This is a genomic window from Flavobacterium lacustre, assembly GCF_027474525.2.
Classification (GTDB): domain Bacteria; phylum Bacteroidota; class Bacteroidia; order Flavobacteriales; family Flavobacteriaceae; genus Flavobacterium; species Flavobacterium lacustre.
The window spans coordinates 3,098,464-3,115,854 of record NZ_CP114882.2; the positions used below are offsets into that span (position 1 = coordinate 3,098,464).

The 17,391-nt window shown below is 34.3% G+C and carries 8 protein-coding genes; all 8 read right to left on the reverse strand.

Annotated features, from left to right (window positions below):
* Positions 1-53 precede the first annotated feature (53 nt).
* Positions 54-3,380 (reverse strand): TIM-barrel domain-containing protein, encoded by a 3,327-nt coding sequence (locus O6P34_RS13425; RefSeq protein WP_269685022.1) that lies wholly within the window; start codon positions 3,378-3,380, stop codon positions 54-56.
* 20 nt (positions 3,381-3,400) lie between these two features.
* Positions 3,401-5,728: an RICIN domain-containing protein gene (locus O6P34_RS13430; protein ID WP_269685023.1), complete on the reverse strand. Its 2,328-nt coding sequence runs from the start codon at positions 5,726-5,728 to the stop codon at positions 3,401-3,403.
* Positions 5,729-5,798: 70 nt separating this feature from the next.
* Entirely contained in the window at positions 5,799-6,566 is a 768-nt protein-coding gene (locus O6P34_RS13435) for a basic secretory protein-like protein (protein WP_269685024.1), read from the reverse strand.
* A 382-nt stretch (positions 6,567-6,948) separates the two neighbouring features.
* On the reverse strand, positions 6,949-8,052 hold the full coding sequence (locus O6P34_RS13440) for a SusE domain-containing protein (protein WP_269685025.1): 1,104 nt from the start codon (positions 8,050-8,052) through the stop codon (positions 6,949-6,951).
* A gap of 60 nt (positions 8,053-8,112) precedes the next feature.
* Positions 8,113-9,981 carry a RagB/SusD family nutrient uptake outer membrane protein gene (locus O6P34_RS13445; protein WP_269685026.1) on the reverse strand — a complete coding sequence of 623 codons (1,869 nt, stop codon included), beginning with the start codon at positions 9,979-9,981 and terminating at the stop codon, positions 8,113-8,115.
* A 17-nt stretch (positions 9,982-9,998) separates the two neighbouring features.
* Positions 9,999-13,163: a SusC/RagA family TonB-linked outer membrane protein gene (locus O6P34_RS13450; RefSeq protein ID WP_269685027.1), complete on the reverse strand. Its 3,165-nt coding sequence runs from the start codon at positions 13,161-13,163 to the stop codon at positions 9,999-10,001.
* A 905-nt stretch (positions 13,164-14,068) separates the two neighbouring features.
* Positions 14,069-15,052 carry a glycoside hydrolase family 43 protein gene (locus O6P34_RS13455; protein ID WP_269685028.1) on the reverse strand — a complete coding sequence of 328 codons (984 nt, stop codon included), beginning with the start codon at positions 15,050-15,052 and terminating at the stop codon, positions 14,069-14,071.
* A 49-nt stretch (positions 15,053-15,101) separates the two neighbouring features.
* A complete protein-coding gene (locus O6P34_RS13460; RefSeq protein ID WP_269685029.1) occupies positions 15,102-17,267 on the reverse strand; it encodes a TIM-barrel domain-containing protein in 2,166 nt (721 codons plus the stop codon).
* Positions 17,268-17,391: the final 124 nt, after the last annotated feature.

Sequence of the window (17,391 nt, forward strand, 5' to 3'; positions counted from 1 at the left end):
GCCATGATTATCTTTATTAGCTTTTACACTTGGAAACCATGGCGATTTCATAATTATTTTTTTATGATTTTTATTGAATTCTCTTTTCCATCTTTATTTGTAACGACAAAATAGATTCCTGAACTTAATTTAGAAACATTAACACTGTTATTTGCATCCACTTTTTGCTGTGCAACCAGGCTACCCATAACAGAAAAAATTCGAACATTAATTCCTTTCATTTCTTTGTTAAAGAAAAACGAATTGATTACTGGATTTGGGTATACTTGTAAACCTTTTTGATAAATAGGATCTGGCATTCCAAGCGATGTTTTTTCAAAAGAGATGACCTTGTTATCTAAAACCGGCGTTTCATTCAAGTGAACATATACAATTCCATTCGCAATCCACCAGCCTTCTCCAGAATTCGGAGCTATAACATTCAGTGCGATATCGTTCAAGAGAACCTTCGTTGGAATTACTGCATTGTACAATACAATATCATAAGCGCGTTTTTGAGGCGCACCATTATAAGTACCTTGCTGTGTTGGTATAGTCAGTTTTTGTTGTGCGTCATCATAGGTTAATCTAGTTAGCGCATAATTACCTGCTTGATAGTTGCGATTATCCCCTTCATCTTCATATAAAGAAAAATCACCATCAGCTCCAGCATATACTTTTAAAGTAAGTAAATCGTCCAGCTTTTGACCAATAAAATCAGTATAGGGTTTTAGCGGTATAATTCCTCCAGCTTTGATGTAAGCAGGCATTGCACTATAATTGACAGTTACTGTTTTTGTGGCAGGTCCTGTTACAACTTCATTTGTAAAGTAATTAGTCCATTTACCATTAGGGAACCAAACACTCGTAGAAGCCGTTTCTCCACCTGTTACAATTGGCGAAACTAATATGTTTTCTCCATAAAAATATTGCTTATCAAACGAGTATGCCTCTGGCGATTCTGGATGATAAAAATACATCCCTCTCACAATTGGTAAACCACCCGTCGAAGATTCATGAGCCAAAGAATAAGTATAAGGCACTAAAGCGTGACGCAATCTAATAAAATCTTTTGCTTGGTTTATTACATTAGGATATTGCCAAGGCAAACGATTACTATCTGTATTTTCATCAGCGTGCAAACGAAATATCGGCTGAAAAGTTCCAAACTGAAGCCAACGTATGTATTTATCGTCACTCAACGTTCTTCCTTTAAAACTACCCATATCATGTGACACATAAGGTATTCCAAGGTTTCCTTCTCGAATAGTAAACTTTGCTGCAAATTTCAGTAAGTTCCATTCATCAAATGTATCCCCTGTAAAGTGGAGTGTATAACGGTGGTCTGACCAAGCCATATCTGGCACTCCGTTATTTCCATATCCATTATAACCACCTCCAATACGCGAAAATGCAAAACCACGCATGTTTCGGTCCTCCATATTTTTCACATATAAATGACTAAGCCATGCTTCTACCGGTAGTCCTTTTACTTCCGTATTCACTGTTTGATCTACCCAATCCAACCACCAAAAACGAATTCCCTGATTATTAAATTGCGTATGCAGATCAAAATAAGCTTTCGCATGACTTTTTTTGCTGTAATCAAAAGATAATCTATCACCAACTCTCCCTAAAAGGCCTCCTCCTGCGGTAGCATCTGCTGCTGCGAACTTTGGATCATTACTAAGAATAGAAGGGTGTATATTAAGAGCAATCGCTAGACCTTCGCCTTTACCCCAATTAATAAAACTTTGAGGGTCTGGGAACAGGTTGTTATCCCAACTCCAACCATTCCATTTGTCTGGAGACTTCCAATCAGTATCAACAACTAAAACATCCAAGGGAACTTTCTCCGATCTAAATCTTGGTAATAAAGTATTTTTATAAAAATCACTTGTATAAGGTGCGTATTTTGAATACCAAACTCCAAAAGCCCATTTAGGCAGCAAAGGCGGATTTCCTGTAATTTTATAAAAATCTTTTAATGCCGCTTGATAATCTGTTCCGTATCCGAAGAAGTAACCGTCTTGATATCCGCCAGAATGTGATGGTCTGGAAGATACCCAGCCGTCAGCTTCTGTTAATGCCGTTTTACTATCGTCAATCAAATGCCAACCATCTTTACTCATAAGGCCATCCCACAAAGGTGTTTCCCCAGATTTTAGATCAAGCGAACGTATCCCGCCTCCTAGGTTTGTTTTTTGGAATTTACCAATAGTATTTGGCAGCGGCTGCCCAACAGGACTAACTCCAAGCCAATCGATATTTACTTTTCCGGAATCTCCATTGTCGTATGAAATTTTAATAATATGAGGCCCAGCACTTAGTGAAACATTTTGTTGAAAAACATTCCAGGTGTCCCAATTATCAGTAGGAGGCAGTGCTATTTGGCTTTTTACTCCATCAATGTACAAACTCATAGTACGTGTTGTAAGTTGGCCATCTCCTCCAGTACCGTTAGCATATTGCATGGAAATTGTATAATCCCCATTAGCTAATGGTTGATCAAAGCGCCAAGTAATAGCAGGCCCTGAATTTTCAAAGCCGGAAGCAAAACCTGTCCCAGTATAGGCTGGGTGGTTAGTATCGACACTAGCCCCTCCTTCCAATATTGCGCTTTCGGCTTCATTCACAGTGTTTACAGTTGGCACCGGACTCAGTGCCAAGTAATCAATATTTACATTGTAAGTATCACCCGCATCACAGACAACTTTAATGCTATGAGATCCTGTTGACAATGAAATCTTTTTTCGAAAAATACCCCATGTATCCCAATTTGCAGTTGGACTCAGTGTTATTTGAGTTTTAACACCATCAATATACAAACTAACTGTTCTGTCATTTCCCATTCCATTGCAATACTTTAATATAAAATTATAATCGCCACCAGAAATGTTCTCATTCAAATCCCATTGTAATCCTGGTCCAACCTTAATATACCCTGCAACAAAACCTGAACCTGAATAACCAGAATGGTCAGCGGCTAAGCTAGCTCCTCCGAATAGCGCTAGGTTTTCTGCTTCGCTTTTATATTCAGCAGTGCCACCAAACCAAGGAGTTGCTTCAACAAGCTGCCCTTTAACAGTTAAACTGACTTTTAGATTAGATGCACTAAAGCTTCCTGAATTTTGTTTATAGCGCAATAATAATTTATCTGTTCGAATCTCGAGCCAGCCGTCATTTACAATAGATGTATATGCAGGTGTCGGTAAATCGAGGTTGGTTATATTGAAACTTTTTTTAGTTTCGAATATGCCGTCGCCTGAATATTCCGTTTTAATCAAAATTGGGCTAAGCACAGTAAATTTGGCATTACCATCAGTTACTACACCTTGCTGTGCATTAATTGTGTTAAAAAGAAGTAGGCAAAAGATGCTTACAAGTAGATTTTTTTTCATTTTTTGCTGCTATTAATTTTTTATTTTTTCAATATTTTCTTTGTGATTTTATTAGCATCTTTATTTATCGTAATGAAATATATACCTGTTTGTAATTTTGAAACATCAACACTGTTGCTATCATCTGCATTTTGTTTTAAAACCAAACTTCCCGTAGGAGAAAAAATACTTATCTGGGATCCTTTTATATCGGTGTTAAAAAAAAGTGTGTTTTCAACTGGATTTGGATATAGATTTAAAGAAGATGTTATTTCGTCTTGTGGCGTCAATCCTAATGACTCGACTTTTATTAATTTCCATTGTCCACTAGCTTGTCCGTTAACATCTTCCCATTGTTGAACGTTTGCGCCATTTGCATTACTGAAATTTGAAACTTCAACCAATTTACCGCTAATTCTAGGGATAATTTTGTAATATCCATCTCCTGTGGAAACTAACACAAACTGTTGGTTTGGGGTTGCATTGTATGGGTATTGATTGACATTAGTACCATTGTCAGCATTATAATCATCAATATTCAAGGATTGCCCGCTATTTTTTGCAATAATTTTATATAAACCATCTCCTAAATGAGTGAACATAAATTTTTGATTATCCCCGGCAGTTGCTGTTCCTTGTGCTACATTGCCACCAGTTGACTGACTAGAACCCCATACATCCATGTTTAAACCGCTGTTGCGATTTTGTAAATTATAGGTGATATCTCCTAAATTGACATCTCCATTGGCACGAACACGTAAGGATGTCGCTTTATTATTCCAATCTGTAGTCAAAACAGTATCTGAAAAAAAATCTTTTGACTCTCCTGTGAAATTATCACCTTCATACAGCGTAACCTTAAACCCTTTTGAAATTTTAAAAGAACTAATATCGTTGTCTGATACCCCTTTGGATTGGAGCTGTTCTAAAGTATAATCGCCAATATCAAGCGCAACATTATAACCTGTAAAATTTACATCTTGAAAAACATTCATTACAGAACTGTCTATAGCGATAGAACCTGTAGCCGGACTATTAGTATCTACAATTTTTATAGACGAAATTCTATCGTTCCAAGCGGCAAGCCAAGCGGTGTTTGCCGTAAAGGTTTGAGATGTACCCGTAAAATTATCATTTTCATAAACTGTAACCTCATAACCAAGAGGAATGGTTAAAGAAGTAATGAAGTTATCAGGAACACCTCGTGACAAAAGCTGTGCTGTTGTATAATCTCCCTGTGAAAGTTGGGAATAAAATCCAGCATAATTAATGTCTTGATATACATGTACCTTGTTTAAACTAGCTACCGATTCAAACAAATGAAGACCGCTTGTTTGAGTGGATAAATCAATTGATTCCGTTGGTAGTTTCCTCCAATCATAATTAGTTAAAAATGTGGATTTATCTACTGCGTGTGACCATACGTAATCAGCAGTATAATTAATGATTTGCAAATAATGTTCTTTTCTGGATTTAGGTAAATTCCCAATGCGTACAAACTCTGTAAACCATTTTGCAAAAATTCCTTTGAATAGACCACCATCACCTTGTCCTGTTTCATTTAAGTAAAATGCTCCACCATTAAATTTTCTATAATTCATCATAAAATCAGAAGCCTTGATACCATCATCAATATAGGATTGTTCTCCTGTAACGATGCTGAGTTCCAAACAAGCAGCGATAAACATTCCCGAATTATAAGAGAATTGCCAGCCAGGATCAAAATTATTTGGACTATCCCAAATTCCTCCTTGAGCGTTAAATACATTAGTCTTCATCCAGGCATGAATGTCTTTTGCCATTTGCAAATTCGAACTGTCACCTTCTAATTGATACAATTTAACAGCGATAACAATAGCTGGTCCATTTGAAATGGAATTATTACAAGCAGAATCACATCCTTTTTTCCAGGCTATCGCTCCATTTGCATATCCTGTTTTTATTTCAGCCCATATTTGATGTACAGCATCCAGAAACTCTGTATCCTTGGTTGCGTTGTAACAGTTAAAACTAGCTAAACACAGCCATTCTAAATCATCATAGTAATCATTTCGATATGTACCTTGACCGTAAAGATTGTATTTTCGTATTCCAGCAATAATGCTTTTCATACGATCTATATAAACAGTATTACGAGTTCTTTGATAAGCATCTGCTAAAGTTTCAAGAGTATGTGCTTGTGTCCAGTACCCATAACCATACGGATCATTATCCGAAGTGCTGTTATGTTTATAATAACTTTTATCAAAGGACATGAAAATAGCATTAGTTGCATCTTGTACCTTATCTGCACGCTGATCAGCTGTTTGTGCAAATAAATTTGAAACACATAGCATAAATAATAAGACACCTGAATTTCTAGTTTTCAAAATATTTTTATTCAATATTTTCTTCAAAATCATTGACTTAAGTGATTAGAATTGCCTTTATTTAAGATATTTATAAGCTGTAATTTTTAATGTAATCATCACAAAGTTCATCAACTGTTTTATTGGTTTCTTTTTTCCAAACAGCATCGGTATAAGTTCCGGTTCTACATTTATCGTCTAATGTATCGACTATGCCTTTTTTAACTTTTAAATCTATCCAAAGTAAAAACCGTGCAGTAGTTCTATAAGATGCCTCGTATTTATTTCCTTTGTCGTCTAATGTTTTGGGTAAAACCCAACCACTTGATTCATTGCTAACGCCATAAATTTCTCTTACATAATCTGCAATTCCTTCTACGAGCCATCCTGGAGTATTTTTATTGTATTTGTATGCCTGAACTAAATGAAACCCTTCATGTACAATCACATCTATATCTTTTTCTCTTCCAGGGTTTGTGAAAAATTTTGTAAAAACAGTGATTTCATTATTCATTGCATGAGCCGGATGGTCAGTATCTTCATTACTAAAAGTGATGATAACACTCTTTGTCGCTTTTGGATTAAAATGATTCAGCATTTTAGGATAGACAAGAAAAAAGCGTTCTGCTATGTTCTTTTTGAATTCTTGACTGAGCTTTGGATCATTATTTTTTAATGTCAGTTGGAAGCCATTTTTAATGATTATACTATCTTCAAAAATGGAATTATTTGTATTTATTTCAGTTGTAGCAATATTGTGCTTTTTATTATCTGAAGAGCTAATTTCTTGTTGAGAAAAAGAAATTAGTGGTAATATAAGGATTAAAAAAAAGCTTGTATTCTTGATTTTGAAATTCATATAGCAGTTTTTATGCTGTTTGTTTTTTAACAATATTCAGCTGGGATTTCTAATTCTGTTCTTTGATGATGCAAAGTATAGTGGTTTATGGTACAAATGGACAGAAGAATCTATTTGAAAAAATACCTTTTCAACAAACGGTGATAAGACGTTGTTAATTATAGTTTTGCCATGATTTGATTATTTTTAATAGTAGCAAATGGAGAAATTAAATTAGCATATCCATAGATCAATTCTTAACAATGTAAAGTACTTTTAATCCTATAAGCAGATTTTTTTTTATAAAAAATGAAGCCAAAACTTTCCAATACAATTTAGATTTAAAAGTTTTGACTTCATAATTGGTAATTTAATTATCTTGAAAATATATTTATTACTAAGACTACAATTTCTTTAACCTAATGGTCATTTTTGCAGGATTAATAATGAGTTCATAATTTCCAGTGGTTTCAATAATCCATTTATTATCTGGATTAGCATTAGGCATCAACATCATTGGTGTAGCTTCGCCATCAACTATAAGTTTAGTACCATTTACTGGAGCCATTAAAGCTCTACCATTCCAGTCACCCTGTTGTGTATAAAGTTTAAATTCACCAGCGTCAAATTGTCCTTTATACGAAAAGACTTCAGGGTTCTTAGGATCCCATGTGGTTTGTTTAGCTCTTCCAATATCCCAACCTATACCAGTTATTGCATTACCAACCATATAAACATTTTCATAAGGTGTATAGGCAAAAATGTAAGTCAGTTTTGAGCGGCTTACGAACAAAGAATAACGACCCGCTTTAGTTACATTAAAATTAGTGGCTGTTTGAGATTGTGTCTTGTTATAAGCAAGATTAAATTCATCTAAAGGGTTATAAGATGGCCATTCGCTGCCTGGTTTGTCGATTATTTTAAATGATCCTACGGAGAAATCTCCAGTATACGTATATTGTGATCTTTCGATTACTTCATTAATTTTTTTACCAGTATTATAATCCCATCCTCCACTTATAGCATCGCCTACCAAGAACAACGGTAATGGTCCTTGACTAAAAGCGGTTGCCGAAAATGAAGTAGATGCCACTTCTGGTTTTTGATATTGAGGACTATTTTCTACTTGAGCTATTATTTCTGCTTCAAATTTGGCAGTAGAACCGCCAGCATATCCCCATTTTTCAATTAATAACTCATTTAATTCTCCAACTGTAAAGGATTTAGTAAATACATCAACAGGCATTTCTTGCAGTAACGTAGTCGCTTCTGCAAAATTATTACCTACAATATCCATACGGAAAAAATATTTCAAAGTAGTTCCAGTTCCTCTATCATTTCCTGGAGTCCAGGTAAATGTGATGGCTACTGCATCATCATTACCAGCTGTCATAACGACTTCATCACTAGATGGTGTTAAAGTCATAGGCTTAACAAAGCTTGGTTCTTTAAGCCAGTCAGCATTCTCTAGTCCCTTATCTTCACAAGAGATTAAAATTATACTCATTATTATAAATGAGATTATATTTTTTATATTTTTCATTTTATTTACGTGTTTATTTAAATTCTACCAAAAAGGTGCTTGAACTAAGTTAGGATTCTTTACAATTTCAGATAAGTGTATTGGAAACCAATAAAAAGATTTTCTATATACTCTTTTTTGATAAGCAGTTCTCTTATAAAAATCTGTAGCATTTTGACCATAGAAATTCATTCCGTAAAAATCTGTGTTCAATACATTCTCGGCTTCTTTCCATCTTCTTAAATCATCATAACGAATACCTTCTGTACAAAGTTCCACTCTTCGCTCCATGTGTATTAATTTTCTAACATTAGCTTGATCACCAAGATCTATATGAATACTTGTAGGACTTGTAGAACCTGTAGTATAAGTTCTTACTCCTGCTCTTTCTCTAATCTTGTTCAAATAAACCAAAATGTCAGCATCGCCTGGATTCGATTCATTAAGTGCTTCAGCATAATTTAAATACACTTCTCCCAATCTGTATACAATTCCTGAACGAGGTGTAAAGTAATTATTAATAGGATCACGTGATGGATCAGTTTTCTTTCTTGATAAATACCCGTTTTGTGGAGCATCATGTGTATTATTGTTGTCTTTTTTACCATTAAAGAACTCTAATTTTCTGGAGTCTTTACTATACCATTGTCCATTAAAATTAACAGCCAAATAAAATCTTGGTTCACGGTTGCAGTACATATTATAAGTTCCAGCCAAAGTAACTTGTCCTTCATTTTTCACTTCTTTCCATTTTGTTGCTCCGTTTGACCAATAGCCATCTTCTGATGAGAAACCATTTTCTACATAACCTGATCCAGATTCTGATATTGGCAATCCATTAGCAGTAAAAAAAGCATCTACTAACGATTGTGTTACACCATATCCTCCAAATCCTCCACTTCCTCTTGGTGCTGAATGTTGATCGTATTCTCTGTAATTAGAATCAGGTCTAGCAAACAATACTTCAGTATTTCCTTTACTGGCATCTTTAAAAAATAAATTTTGACAAGACATAAAAGGATCAATTCCTCCATTAGCATTCAACTCTATATATAATTTATGACCTGCTGCTTCAGCCGTTTGAATTAAGTCTTTACTTGCATCAGCTGCTACTTTCCATTTATTGGCATCATAAGTAGTACTAAATAAATGTTTACCTTCTTTATCAACGTGACTGGAATACTCAGAATTACCATTAACTAATGGACTTGCAGCAAAAAGCAACATTCTGGCTCTAACAGCCTTACACATAATAGATGTTGCACGACCATATTTTCTTCCGTCAGCATAAGATGTAGGTAAAATTTTAGACACATCGTCTAATTCTTTATCAACCCAGCTTACAATTTCATCATAAGGTGTTTGACCCACTAATAAATCAGAAAGATTATAATTTACCGGAGTAATTTCTTCTGGTTTAAAAGGAACAGGTCCATAAGTATTAATCAATAAAGAATAATAATAGGCTCTTAAAAAACGAGCTTCTCCAATAATCAATTTCACATCCTCTTCTGTAAATTTTTGCTCAGGCATCGCCCTTACATTTTCCATAAGAATGTTACACTCTCTTATTTTTTGAGGAAGTGAAGCCCAATATCCTGGACCCCAATTTGTATTTGTTGACCAACTACCCAAAGCAATTGGAATCATTTCCCAACCATAATTACGCCATCTTTCAGAAGGAGTCATATCATCGCCTAAGACTTCCCAGCCTAAATCACGTTGATAGCCCCAAAGAGGATCCGGAATCATAGAGTAGCAACCTGCTAACCACTGCTCTGTTTTTGTTTTACTACTAAAGACATTATCCAAAGTAAGTTCGGTATCATTCTCCTTATCCAAATAATCAGAGCAGGAATAAGACAACGTTAATCCTAAAAAAAGGAATATTGATTTGATATATAATTTTTTCATTTTCATTATTTTTTTTATTATAAACTGATTTCTAAACCAAAAAGAATTGATTTTGAAGATGGATATTTCAAGCCTGTTCTTGTGTCTAACTCTGGATCCCAAAGTTTAAATTTTGATAAGTAAAACAAATTGTTTCCGCTTACATACCCTCTTAATCCGGTTAATTTAATTTTTTCAGCCGTAGTTTTTTTCAATGAATATCCAAGTTCAATTGATTTCAAACGAATGAAGCTCATATCTTTTTTCCACCAAGTAGATGAAACAGAGTTGTTAGTGTTTGTACCATAACTCAATCTAGGCCAAAATACATCTTGACTTTGATTTTCTTCCGTCCAACGGTCGTTATAATTAGTGTAAATATTACCTAAAGTACCTGTACCGCTTCCAGGAATAAAACGAGCAGAATCCTCACCACCTTGTCCTATGATTTCATATGTTTTTGCTGTTCCTTGCCAGAAAAAACTCAAATCAAATTGTTTGTACTTAGATGTACTTCCGAATCCATAAATAATCTGAGGATCTCTTGTTCCGCCTATGAAACCTTCATCTAATGCGTTTATAACACCATCAGCATTTTTATCTAAATATTTTATATCTCCAGGACGAACAAGACCACCAAGCTCTGATTTTGGTAAATCTGCATTTAACAACCCAGTAACTGCGTCAAAATCAGCTGTAGTATATAACCCTAAAGCGGTTTGTCCCCATAATGTGTTGTTTTGAATACCTGTAGATGATTTGTAAGGATACAATTCTTTTACAAGAGCAGGCTCATCTCTTTCTGTCACTTTATTTTGTACATATGTAAAATTGGCACGCCAGTTCATAAAGAAATCAGGAGTTATTTGCTTGTTAAGATTCAATGCAATCTCAATTCCTTTGTTTTCCATTTTTCCAAAATTAGCAAATGGAGTGTTGATGAATCCTCCCTGAGTAGGAACAGTAGCACGTCTGATAAAGATATCTTTCCTTTTTTCTTTGAAAATATCTACTGTCAAATCAAGCATATTCCATAACCCTAATTCTAAACCAACATCTGTTTTTGCTACTTTTTCCCAAGTCAAATTATCTACTCCTACTTCACCTTCTTGAATACCTCCTATATAATTACCGGTACCTGTACCCCAGCTGTATCCTGATGAATTACCATTAATTGTTGTTTGATAAGCGAACCTTCTTTCTGACCCAATATTATCATTCCCAACTAAACCATAAGAACCACGAAATTTAAGTTTGCTAACAATGTCTTTGATCGGCTCCATAAATTTTTCTTCACTAGCAACCCAACCCAAAGCTACCGATGGAAAAAAACCAAAACGCTCTCCTTTTGCAAAATTTTCGGATCCGTTATAACCAAAGTTGAATTCCCCTATATACTTTCTGTCAAAACCATAAGAAGCTCTTCCTGCAAATCCTTGATGTCTAAAAGGCTGAATCCCTCCATTATCATAACTATTTTGATTATACAGCAACAAACCATTTAGATCGTGTTTTCCAAAAGTACGTCCGTAAGTCGTACTCGCCTCTAAATAAACGCGTCTGTCTCCATATTCTCCCCCATTACTAAACCCAAGAAATTCTTGACCATACTGTTGAATATCATGAATTAAATTCCCTGAAATATCTCTTCCAAGAGCAACATTATAATAATCCGGGTCTTTATGACGAGTAACTCTGTTAGCAGAATAATTATCAAATGAATACACTAACTTCCCTTTTAATCCTGGAGTAATAAGATTGCCAAAGTCTTGCTCTAACGAAACGAAACTTTCAATTTTACTATTCCCTTGTTTGTAATATCCTTGTTGCGTTGAAACAGCCCATGGGTTTGGTCGTGCAGGTACTTTAGGAATGGTACCGTCCGAATAAATAGCAGGGTGCGCATATGGAGTAGTTTCAAAAGCAGTATTAAACAAATAATCAGTACTACTGTCTCCTTTGTTAAGTTGTTGTAAAAATCCACCAACATTTACTCTAAATAAAGTAGTTTTGGATAAATTAATATCTATGTTTGTTCGAACAGTAGCTCTGTTTAAACGAGTTTCTGAATCATAAGATTGTTTAGGATCAGTTGCAAGAATACCTTTCTCATTATAATAAGAAGCCGTCAATGCATATCTCAAAATTTCAGATCCACCAGCAACATTCAAGCTGGTTCTTGTGGTAGCCGAATAATCATTAGTAATTGCATCTATCCAGTTTACATCTGGATACAAATCCGGATCATAACCATTAGCGGTTTTTGTAATACGATCTTCAGTAAATGGTTGTGGTTTATTAGCATCAGAAGCTAATTCGTTTATCAAGCTCATGTAAGGGGCAGCTTTAATAAATTTAGGCAATTTTGTAGGCTCCTGAATAGCTGACTCCGTTCTAACTTGTATGATTGGCTTTCCTACAAAACCTCTTTTGGTATTTACTAAAATAACACCATTTGCACCTCGCACTCCATAAACCGCACTTGCAGCAGCATCTTTCAAAACAGAGAAAGATTCAATAGACGCTATATCAACATCGTTTAAATTTCTTTCGATTCCATCTACCAATACAAGAGGGTTTGTACCTCCCGCAAAAGTAGAAATTCCACGAATCTTAATATCTGAGGCATCATAACCAGGCTCACCAGAACGCTGAACCGCAATTACACCTGTAATTTGACCTCCCAAATTGTTTCCAAGCGTACGAGAAGTCCCAACTTGTAATACAGAAGGCTTTAATGTACTAATCGCCCCAACAACCGAGGCTTTTTTCTGAGTACCGTAACCTACAACTACCACTTCCTTAAGTTCACTAGTTTCATCTTCTAACACAACATTTAGTGTTTCAGAATTACTCAAGGACTTTTCGACTGTTTTCATTCCAATAAATTCAAATACAAGTACTGCTTGATTTGAGTTTACTGAAATCGTAAAAACTCCGTCATAATTTGTTTGTACAGCATTATTAGTACCTTTTTCAAACACATTCACACCAGGTATTGAATTTCCCTTAACATCTGTTACTTTACCTGATATTTTAATTTCTTTCTGAACATAAAGCTCCGAATAACTGGTTTTTGCATACGTATTCCCAATGCAAAGCATTAGAAATAGCAGACAAACAAATCCAGACTTACGAAAATTAAACTTACTCAAGGTAAATAAGCTTAATTGCGTTGTTAACATTTTCCAAGTCGTTTTCATTTGAGTTTAAATTTTTTGGTTTTTTAATTTGTTAGTTGTTTTTTAATTAAAATAAATCTTTTAAGGATAGTTCAAAACACAGGTAATTCAACAACTATTAATAATCAATTTTAATTCATTAATTTTTACAGCTTATTAAAATATCATTGCTTTTTTTTATCAATAAAATAATTTATGCATTAAAAAATTCATTTTAATTTTTGACCAAATTAGGATAATGAAGACATAATTTTCGTCTCATTTTGTTTCATAATTGTGTTTAAATGGTTCATATGACCAACTAAAACGTTGTAAATATGCAATATGAATCAAAATGAATACTTAATATGGTATTAAAGAAAATTAATTTTTATGAAGCGCTCAACCGGCAAGTATTTTCAATACGCAAACAATCGTTTATCTTTTATTATAGACAACTATTTTAGTTAACAATATTATTTTAAACGGTAGTAAAATGTAGTTGGTTTTTCAAATAATACCGTTTATATTGATTAAAAAAAACGGATGGATTTTATAGTTTTTTACCAAAATTGTTTGAATCATTTCAGGTTATCGTTTCAAGACTTTCAAAATGGGATAAACCCCAAATTACCTCTAGAAATTAAGAGTATACAATCATTGCAGGAATTCAAGAATTATATTTTGACAGAAATAAATAATAAAACCATAATAGTCAATGATTTAATGACAAAATCAGCTTTTGTTAAAACAAAAAAAGTACTATTTGCACAAAAAAAACCTAGAATACTGATTTACATTAGTTTATATTCAATTAATTCCAAAAAAAATGCTCCAAAAATACTTTTTTGGAGCATAAATATTGTTTTACGCTATGATAAGCAAGTCAGAAAACAAATAATCAAATACACGACATTTTATTTAAGATTTGTAGCGGAATTTTCAAATTATTTAATCAAATGTTCTTTTACGCCTTCGTTAGTTATAACAACGGGTTTTATATACCCATTTTCATCAAAATGCATTTCCTCTATACAAGTTTCTCTTGAATTTGCATCAGTTTCAGTAAGCGGTCTTCTATGGTAAATAATATAATACTTATCAGAATTAGGTACATTTATGACTGAATGATGTCCTGCTCCAGTAGCAATTTTAGGGTTTTGTGCCAATATTTTTCCAATTCTTTTGAAAGGTCCCATCGGAGAATCTGCTATAGCATAGGCCACGGAATAATCAGGTCCTGTCCAACCACCTTCAGACCACATAAAGTAATATTTATTATTTCTGATAAACATAAAAGGACCCTCAACATAGTTTTCAGGAGTAATTTCTTTGAAAACAGTTTTGTCTTTGAAAGGGATAAAACCCGTAAAATCACCCTTTAATTTTGCAATATTACAATGTCTCCATCCTCCATAAATTAAATAATGTTGCCCATCCTTATCTCTGAAAACAAATTGATCTATTGGTTGCGCACCATTATGGAATTTATCAACTAAGGGTTTTCCCAAATAATCTTTATATGGGCCTTCAGGTTTTGATGCGACAGCAATACCAATTCCTCCAATCTCCTTGTCATTCTGAATATCATTTGCTCCAAAAAACAAGAAATATTTATTTTTATTTTTAATGATAGAAGGCGCCCACATCGCTCTCTTTGCCCATTTAACAGCTGATGTGTCTATGATTCGGGAATGTTTTGTCCAATGTGTTAAATCCGGAGAAGAAAAAGCATCCAGAAAAACCTGATCATTATACGGAGCAGAAAAAGTTGGATAAACCCAATAAGTTTTATTAAAAATAATTCCCTCTGGATCGGCGTACCAACCTTTGAATATTGGGTTGTTGTTTTTATGATTATCAGAAACTATTGTTTGTGCAATTGTTCTTGAGTAAAAAACAACAAAAAGAAAAAATAAAATTTGTTTCATAGCCTTAATATTACAGATGCTGGTTAATAATATGTATTTAAATTATATGCTATTTTAAAGTAATGGTAACTCCACCTTTAAGAGTACCAGAACCTAGATAAGTTTTACCGTTAAGTAATAAATTTACATTTATTTTTTTCAATTCCTCATTGCAATTTCTTTTGCCTTGTTGACCGGAAATCTTAACTGTAACAGTATTCTTGTTTTTTTCTGCACTAAAAGTTAGTAACGAGTAATCCCCTTTCTCGAATCCAAATCCATCACCTGAATCTAAATAAAGCTCTCCCTTTGCCTTACCATTAGCATCAAGGCAAACAAAAAGACTTAATGGATCAAAGGAATTCTCTCCAGCATTCTGGATAACTTTACCTGCAGGAATAATACTTCCTCCTCTAATACTCAATTTTGCCTGATATTTATCTGTTTTCTCACCTTCTACAAGATTTAACTCTTCCCAAATACCAGAAGGAAGCATCGGATTTTTAGCAAATGCAGGCACTACCAAAAGATTCTCTCCCATCAAGAAAGCCTGTTCCTCAGCTCTAAGGCGAGAATCTTTAACGTCAGCAAAAAATACCGGAGCCATTACAGGCATTCCTTCTTTAGAGGATTGATAAAAAAGTGTGTACAAATAAGGAAGCAAGCGATAACGTCTTTCTAATGCGATACGGGAAGTTTTTTCAATTTCTGCGCCGTAAGCCCAAGGTTCTTTATTATTTGTTCCTGCACAGGCGTGCCCACGTGCAAAAGGCATAAATGCTCCAAAGCCAAGCCAATTTGCCCATAAGTCCCCACTTGTATCTCCAAGGAAACCTCCAATATCTGGACCGTTAAAAGGCTGACCCGATAATCCTAGTGTAAGAGACATGGGCACTGATAATTTCATGTGCTCAACACTAGCATAGTTATCGCCTGTCCATGTTGCCGCATATCGTTGTCCTCCCAGTAAATTAGATCTGGTTAAAAGAAAAGGACGCTTCGTTGGGTTTGTTTTTAAAATCCCATCATATGAAGCCTCTACCATTAATCGACCGTAAGCGTTGTGATAAAGTAAGTGTGAACCCTGAGGTAAATTACCACCGCCTTTATGTGGTGTATCATAAGGCATTGTTCCCAAGCGTTTATCTTCCGGAAAATCATTATCATTTACAGCAGGTTCATTCATATCGTTCCAAACTCCATCAATACCCGTATTTAAGAAATCTTTGTAAAGTCCAGCCCACCAATTTCGAGCTTTTGGATTCGTAAAATCAGGAAAAGCACAATCGCCCGGCCATACTTTTCCGTGATATTCTTCTCCGTTCTGTTTCTTAACCCATACATCATTTTCGGTACCCGTTTTATAAACAGAATAATCTTTATCTACTTTTACTCCGGGATCAATCATGTAAACAGCCTTAAAACCTTTTTTATGCAAATTATCATTTAAAACTTTAGGATTTTTAAATCGGATACTGTCAAATGTAAATACTCTATATCCTTGCATATAATCAATATCCATCCAAATTACATCGGCGGGAATTTTCTTTTCTCTGAAAGTTTCGGCTATTTCCATTACACGCTTTTCGCTGTCATAAGAAAATCGGCATTGATGATAGCCTAATGCCCAACGAGGTGGTAATTTGATTGTGCCTATTAATTCAGAAAGTCCTTTTATCACTTCCTGAGGCGATTTTCTATCAATTACATAGACCCTAAACAAAGCACCTTCAGAATTATAAATTATCTGATCTGAGTTTGTAATTAACTCTGCTTTCCATGTACTGTCAAAAATAATTCCGAATGCAGAACCGTCTTTACGCACACCCATTACCCATGGATGTGTCTGATATAATCTTTTGCCGCCTTCTACGCTGTAAGCACCGGTATCTGTATTCCATAATTTAATAGACTGACCGTTACGTAAAAGAGGTCCTGTAACTTCTCCTCCTCCATATAAACTTATATCTCCTTTCAAATTTAAAACAGCACTTGCCTTATTATTTTTGAATGCAAATTCAGGAATTAAAGACCAATCTAATGGCAGCTTACCTTTTGATTTGGTTTCAGATGCAAGAATCAATGAAGGTGTCTTAGTTTTATCAAAACCTTTAGGTATAAATTCTACTATACGATTGCCTACCACTGATTTTTTTAGCAGAGGGACTTGTTGGGCATAGATTGTTATACCTGCTGAAATAAATAATATTGAAGATATTATAGTTTTAAAATTCATTATTATAAATTTAAATGTTACTGTATTAGTAAAAGTGTAAAAATAATTATACTAAAACGATTTATCAAATAAATTGAAACAATTTATTCTAAAAATATTTTATAAAAATTATTTTCTATTAAAG

Excerpts from the sequence above, each read along its gene's own strand:
- O6P34_RS13455 (WP_269685028.1), bottom strand. The coding sequence starts at position 15,052 with ATGAAACAAATTTTATTTTTTCTTTTTGTTGTTTTTTACTCAAGAACA.
- O6P34_RS13450 (WP_269685027.1), bottom strand. The coding sequence starts at position 13,163 with ATGAAAACGACTTGGAAAATGTTAACAACGCAATTAAGCTTATTTACC.
- O6P34_RS13435 (WP_269685024.1), bottom strand. The coding sequence starts at position 6,566 with ATGAATTTCAAAATCAAGAATACAAGCTTTTTTTTAATCCTTATATTA.
- O6P34_RS13445 (WP_269685026.1), bottom strand. The coding sequence starts at position 9,981 with ATGAAAAAATTATATATCAAATCAATATTCCTTTTTTTAGGATTAACG.
- O6P34_RS13460 (WP_269685029.1), bottom strand. The coding sequence starts at position 17,267 with ATGAATTTTAAAACTATAATATCTTCAATATTATTTATTTCAGCAGGT.
- O6P34_RS13425 (WP_269685022.1), bottom strand. The coding sequence starts at position 3,380 with ATGAAAAAAAATCTACTTGTAAGCATCTTTTGCCTACTTCTTTTTAAC.
- O6P34_RS13440 (WP_269685025.1), bottom strand. The coding sequence starts at position 8,052 with ATGAGTATAATTTTAATCTCTTGTGAAGATAAGGGACTAGAGAATGCT.